General features: G+C 64.6%; 4 protein-coding genes and 1 pseudogene. 2 read left to right on the top strand and 3 right to left on the bottom strand.

All coding sequences use genetic code 11. The features are described from left to right. Both NCS58_RS34355 and NCS58_RS13590 read right to left on the bottom strand, forming a co-directional pair. A pseudogene (locus NCS58_RS34355) lies at positions 1-107 on the bottom strand (1,2-phenylacetyl-CoA epoxidase subunit A); the annotation flags it as partial. A gap of 230 nt (positions 108-337) precedes the next feature. Beyond that, a complete protein-coding gene (locus tag NCS58_RS13590) occupies positions 338-1,810 on the bottom strand; it encodes an MFS transporter (RefSeq protein ID WP_250477172.1) in 1,473 nt (490 codons plus the stop codon). 204 nt (positions 1,811-2,014) lie between these two features. Here NCS58_RS13590 and NCS58_RS13585 point away from each other — a divergent pair, with 204 nt between their 5' ends. Continuing rightward, entirely contained in the window at positions 2,015-3,277 is a 1,263-nt protein-coding gene (locus NCS58_RS13585) for a TIGR03862 family flavoprotein (RefSeq protein WP_250477171.1), read from the top strand. 4 nt (positions 3,278-3,281) lie between these two features. Here the strand turns inward: NCS58_RS13585 and NCS58_RS13580 are convergent, their stop codons facing one another. After that, on the bottom strand, positions 3,282-4,433 hold the full coding sequence (locus NCS58_RS13580) for a class I SAM-dependent methyltransferase (RefSeq protein WP_250477170.1): 1,152 nt from the start codon (positions 4,431-4,433) through the stop codon (positions 3,282-3,284). Positions 4,434-4,607: 174 nt separating this feature from the next. Between NCS58_RS13580 and NCS58_RS13575 the strand changes: the two genes are divergently transcribed. Then, positions 4,608-5,903 (top strand): SGNH/GDSL hydrolase family protein, encoded by a 1,296-nt coding sequence (locus NCS58_RS13575; RefSeq protein ID WP_250477169.1) that lies wholly within the window; start codon positions 4,608-4,610, stop codon positions 5,901-5,903. Positions 5,904-6,286: the final 383 nt, after the last annotated feature.

The following is a 6,286-nucleotide window of genomic DNA, read 5'->3' as shown; positions in this document are numbered from 1 at the left end:
TCGGCTTGCATCACCGCGTCAAAGCGGGCCTGTTCGGGTGCGGCGGCGCCAGGGGCCGCTTCGCTTGTGTGCGTGGGGCTCGGGAGGTCGAGGGATTGGGTGTACATGGCGGCACTCGTTCCTGATTAGTCGCTGTCCAGCGATTATAAACCGACCGGACGGTCGGTAAATGGGTATTTGAAGCGTACTCGGGTAATTCCGCACGGATGGGGCGCGAGAGTTCACGCGCTATTAATCTAGTGCAGCCGAGGGGGTGCCGGACGGCGAAAGAAACGAAAAGCGGCGGCGATGCGTCGCCGCCGCTTTTGCAAAGGGGAATCGGAGGAAAAGTGGACGCTTATCGCGTCTGTTGCGCGGCGAAGTCTTCCGCGTCGACGTCATAGCCCGACGGCTCCCAGCGCACCGCGAGCAGCGCGACGAGTCCCGCGAGCGGCGCGGCGGCGATGATCCAGAAGACCTTCGTGCCGAGCGCTGCCGACAAAACCGGGAACAGGAACAGCGAGACCGTCGAGCTGGCGCGCATCAGCGTCTGATTGAAGCCGACACCGACGCCGCGCAGCGAAGTCGGATAGCTCAGCGACGCAAACGTCATGCTGTGCGAACCCGGCCCGACGCCTTGGCCGAGCAGGAACGCGGCGAGAAACGCGATGGCGATCACGACCTCGGCGCCCGTCGACGGTTTGCCGACGATCGCAAGCCCGACGAGCGCCCCGAGCTGAAACGCGTAGCCGACGACCGACAGCTTCCACGCGCCGTATTTCGGCACGGTGCGCACGGAGAACAGCCCGCCCGCGAACGCGAAACACAGATTCAGCGCGAGTGACGCGAGAATCGTGGTGAGCATCGATTGCGCGAGGAAGCTCGAGATGATGACCGGCAATCCGAACGCGACGGCGTTATAGGCAAACGACGATGCAATTGCGATGACGGTCGCCAGCACCGTCCGGCGCAGATAGACGCCGCGCAGCAGCGCGCCGTAGTTGCTCCACGTCGTGCGACGCGCCTTGATCGGCGCGACAGTCGTTTCGTCGACGCGGGCATCGATGCCGTAGGAACGCTTCAGAATCGCGGCCGCGCTCTTGAGATCGCCCTGATTCGCGGCCCAGACGGGCGATTCGCTCATATAACGGCTGCGAATCGCGATGATCGCGATCGCCGGCACGGCGCCGAATCCCAGAATCAGACGCCAGAGCCAGCCCGCGTTGTGCTCAGGCAAGACCGCGTACAAGCCGAGCACCAGCAGATACGAGACGCTGATCGCCGCGTACCAGACCGGACACCACATCGCGACGCGCGCCGCTTTGTTGCCGCGGCCCTGCAGGCGCGAGAACTCGGCGAGAAACGCCATCGCGACGGGCAGATCGATCCCGACGCCCAACCCCATCACGAAGCGCGCCCCGCCGAGCACCCAGGCGTTGGGCGCGAGCGCGCAGGCGATCGCAGCGACGACGAAGAAAAACATGTCGGCCATGAAGACGCGATAGCGCCCGACCTTGTCGGTGAGATAGCCACCGAGGAACGCGCCGATGATCGCGCCGAACGTGATCGCGGCGGCGACGAAACCAGAGCCGGTCGGCGTCAGCGAGAACTCGCGGGCGATGTCCTTCATCCCGAACGCGAGCGCGCCGAGATCGTAGGCATCGAGGAAAATCCCGCCGAGCGCAATGGCGACGACGACGCGCGCATCACTGCCGATCGCCGCGCCGCTGTTGACGAGACGGGAGACATCGGCGGCGCTTTTGATGACGGGGCGCGGATCGTCGGTGACGGCACCGGCGGCAGCACGTTCGGGCGCGAGGGAAACGGACATGATCAGGCGATTTCGTAAAAAGTTGTCGATGCAACGAATCGACGGATCGTACTGGCCGAACTGCGGCCGGCCAAATTCTTTTTTGTTATTTAATGACTTACGACGGGTCTGCGATGCTTTTCACCGGCGTGGCGGTCGGCGCAAAGCCGGTCCGGCGACGTGCGATGCGACAATGTCGCTCCGTTATGTCATTACCAATCAGGCATGTCGTCAGTTGAAAACATCGAATCGGTGAGTGTCGCGGTGATCGGCGGAGGGCCGGCCGGGCTCATGGCCGCGGAGGCGCTCGCGGCGGGCGGCGCGCGTGTCGATGTGTTCGACGCGATGCCGTCCGTCGGGCGGAAATTCCTGATGGCAGGCAAGGGCGGCATGAATCTGACGCATTCCGAGCCTGCCGACGCGTTTCTCGCACGCTACGGCGCGCGAAGCCCGCACATCGCGCCGCTGCTGGCGCGTTTCGATGCAGGCGCGCTGCGAAACTGGGTGCATGAGCTGGGCGTCGAGACGTTCGTCGGCAGTTCGGGCCGCGTGTTTCCCACCGACATGAAAGCCGCGCCGATGCTGCGTGCGTGGCTGCATCGGCTGCGCGCGACCGGCGTGACGTTTCACATGCGGCATCGCTGGCTCGGCTTTGCCGATGAAGGCACGTCGCTATCGCGTTTCGCGACGCCAACCGGCGAAAAGCGCGTCCGGCACCAGGCGCTCGTGCTCGCGCTCGGCGGCGCAAGCTGGCCGCAGCTCGGCTCGGACGGCCGCGCGCTCCCGGTGCTCGCGGCGCGCGGCGTGCCGGTGCGGCCTTTCGTGCCGTCGAATTGCGGTTTCGACGTCGCCTGGAGCGAGCATTTCAGCAGCCGATTCGCTGGCGAGCCGCTCAAGTCCGTGGCGATCGGCCTGCCGCGTCCGGACGGCACGCCCGACTGGCGCGCCGGCGAATGTCTGATCACCGATCAGGGCATCGAAGGCAGTTTGATCTATGCATTGTCGGCGCCGATCCGCGATCGGATCGCCCAAAGCGGCGGCGATGGCACGACGATCCTGCTGGACCTCGCGCCGCAACTTTCCGCCGGGCGCGTGCGCGACGAGGTGCTGCATCCGCGCGGCGCGCGATCGATTTCGAGTCACCTCCAAAGCCGCCTGCATCTGACGGGCGTGAAAGCGGGTTTGCTGCGCGAATGCGTGAGCAAAGGCGAATTCGCGGATCTCGACACGCTCGCCGTGCGAATCAAGGCGCTGCCGCTGCGCGTGCTGCGGCCACGTCCCATCGAAGAAGTCATCAGCAGCGCAGGCGGCGTCGAATTCGAGGCGCTTAACTCGCGCTCGATGATCAGCGCGCTGCCCGGCGTGTTCTGCGCGGGCGAAATGCTCGACTGGGAAGCGCCGACCGGCGGCTATCTGTTGACCGCTTGTTTCGCGAGCGGACTCGTCGCGGGGGAAGGCGCGCTCGCGTGGCTCGCCGAGCGGGCGTAGCGACTCATGCGGCGACGAGCCGCCACAGCGACGTCACTTCCGCCGAGCGTGCGGCGTGCAGCGGATCGGCCTTGTCGCTCGCACGCGGATGATGCGGCTTGATGTCGATGCGCCCATCGACCTTCAGGCCGGCCTTGTCGATCCATTCCTGCAACTGGGCGCGGGTACGCAGTCCGAGATGCTCGGCAAAGTCCGACAGAATGAGCCAGCCTTCGCCGCCCGGCGTCAGATGCGCGGCGAGGCCGTCGAGAAACGCGCGCAGCATGCGGCTGTCTGGATCGTAGATGGCGTGCTCGATCGTCGCGCTCGGCCGCGCGGGCAGCCAGGGCGGATTGCAGACGATCAGCGGCGCGCGGCCCTCGGGAAACATGTCGGCCTCGACGATCTCGACCTGACGATCGAGCCCGAGCCGTCCAATGTTCTCGCGCGCGCAGGCGAGCGCGCGGGCATCGACATCGGTCGCGACGATTCGCCCGACGCCGCGCCGCGCCAGCACCGCCGAGAGCACGCCTGTCCCGGTGCCGATATCGAACGCAAGTTCTTTCGATGGAAGCGGCTGATTCGCGACGAGATCGATGTATTCGCCCCGAACCGGCGAGAACACGCCGTAATAGGGATGGATCCTCCCACCGGCCGCGCCGATCTCGACGCCTTTCTTGCGCCACTCATGCGCGCCGATCAGCCCCAGCACTTCACGCAAGGACACGACCGACGGCTCATCCGACGGCGGTCCATATGCCTCCTCGCACGCCTGGCGCACGTCGGGCGCGCGGCGCAACGGGATGGCGTAGTGCTCGTCGAGCGGGAGCACCAGCATCGCAAGGGTGCGCGCGCGCTGCGATTGCGCGAGGCGGTGGAGGTTGAAGGCATCGATCGGTGAAATCTCCGCCGCCGGTTTCTTCGCCTTGCGCGGCTTGTTGTCGATACGGCGTGCCATCGCCTGGAGCAACTGCCGCGCATTCTGGAAGTCGCCGCGCCAGAGAATTGCCGTGCCTTCGCAGGCGAGCCGGTACGCGTGATCGGCCGTCATCTGGTCATGTCCGATCACGACGCGCTTCGCTGGCGGATTACCGCTCTCCGATCTCCAGCGGGCCGAGCGGCTTTCGCCGTCTTCATCCCAGGTGAGGTGTTGCGGTGCTGAGGTTTTCGATTGCATATCTATATATAGATGCCTGATGCGGATGTCGTCGCGCTGGCGAAAAATGGACTGGCTGCATTGTGAGGCCAATTGGAGCGCGTCGCCGCAGCTTGTTCATGTTGGAAGCAATCTGCGGCGCGAGCTTTGTGACACTTCAGGCACAATCGAGCCTTTTCCGCACGCCATCGCCGAATGAAGCTCCGAGTTCTCGCCGCGATCTGCGCGGCCGCGCTTGCCGCGCAATTCAATTTCGTCCCGCACGCATTCGCTGCCGACACCGCCGACGCGCCTGCCAACGAACATTGGGTCAGCGCGTGGGGCACCGCGCTGCAGTCGATTCCGCAACTCGCGAACCTGCCGCCGCTCTATCGCGCGCCGGATGTCGCGGGTCGTACTGTCCGCCAGCTGATTTATCCGCAACTGGATGGAAAACGGATGCGCCTGCGAATCAGCAACCTGTATGGCACCGAACCGCTCGTCGTCGAATCGATGACCGTTGCACGGGCCGCCGCAGGCAACAGTGCCGCGATCCGCGCTGGAAGCGCTCGCCCCGTGCTGTTCGGCGGACACAAGAGCGTAACCGTCGCGCCGGGTGCCCAGGTTACGAGCGATACGATTAATTTCGATGTCGACGCCTTCCAGCCCGTAGCCGTCAGCATGTTCATGGGGAAGGATCAAAAGCTCGTTGCGTGGCATCGTGTGGCGAGTCAGGTGAATTACATCTCGACGCCGGGCGATCGTACCGAGGATGCATCGGCGGGCGCCTTTCGCACGCGCTTTACCCAGTTCGCGTGGCTGACCAACGTGGCGGTGGAAAGCCCATCCGCGCAGGCGATCGTCGCGATCGGCGATTCGATCACCGATGGCATGCGCTCGTCGGTCAATGCCAATCGGCGGTGGCCCGATGCACTCGCGAAACAGGCGGCGCGTGAGGGCGGCGGGCGGACGGTCGTCGTGAACGCGGGAATCAGCGGCAACCGTCTGTTGAGCAACTCGCCATGCTACGGCGAGGCGGTGGTGAGCCGCTTCGAGCGCGACGCGCTGCGCCAGCCGGGCGTGCGCGCGGTCATTGTGCTGATCGGCATCAACGACATCAATTTCATGGCGATGCCCGCGCACGCCGGCCTCGATTGCGACGCGCCGCACACCGAAGTCAACGCCGATGCGCTCGTGCGCGGGTATCAACGGCTGATCGCGCAGGCGCACCAGCGCGGCATCAAGATCTACGGCGCGACGCTGACGCCGGCCTCGCTGCCGCCCGAGCGGGAAGCGATCCGTACCGCGGTCAACGAATCGATTCGATCGAGCAGGGCGTTCGACGGCGTGATCGACTTCGATCAGGCGCTGCGCGATCCCGCGCGCCCGAGCGTGCTCCAGCGCCGGTACGACAGCGGCGATCACATCCACCCAAGCGATGCGGGCTACGCGGCAATGGCCGCCGCAGTGCCGATGGAATTCCTCACGGGCGCGGCGAAGGCGATGCATTGAAGCAGGCGCAAAAAAATTGGTTGATCGCCTTGTTATTCGAGCCTGCTTGACCTAATATTCAGCCCCTCGTCGCAAGACGATGGGCCGCCGAGCGAAACACGCGGCCTCCGAAGTCGGCAGATTTTGAAGCGAGAGCCAAAAAATAGTGTTGACACGGAGAAAAAGATTCTTCATAATCTCGTTTCTCTGCTGCTGACGCAGCGACGCAAGACGGAAGGTGAGGTAGGGGTCTTGCGGTGTGCTCTTTAAAAACTAACAGCCGATAAGTGTGGGCGCTTGATGTTGAGTGCGGTCTGGTTCTTCGGAGCTGGATATAGCGAAAGTATCAAGAGTCTCACACGAAGTATCAGAGGAAGGTTTTTCCATCTTTGGATGGAGTAAAT

The sequence above is a fragment of the Caballeronia sp. INML3B genome (assembly GCF_023631305.1).
Classification (GTDB): Bacteria; Pseudomonadota; Gammaproteobacteria; order Burkholderiales; family Burkholderiaceae; genus Caballeronia; species Caballeronia turbans.
This window is presented reverse-complemented; position numbering and strand designations above follow the sequence as displayed.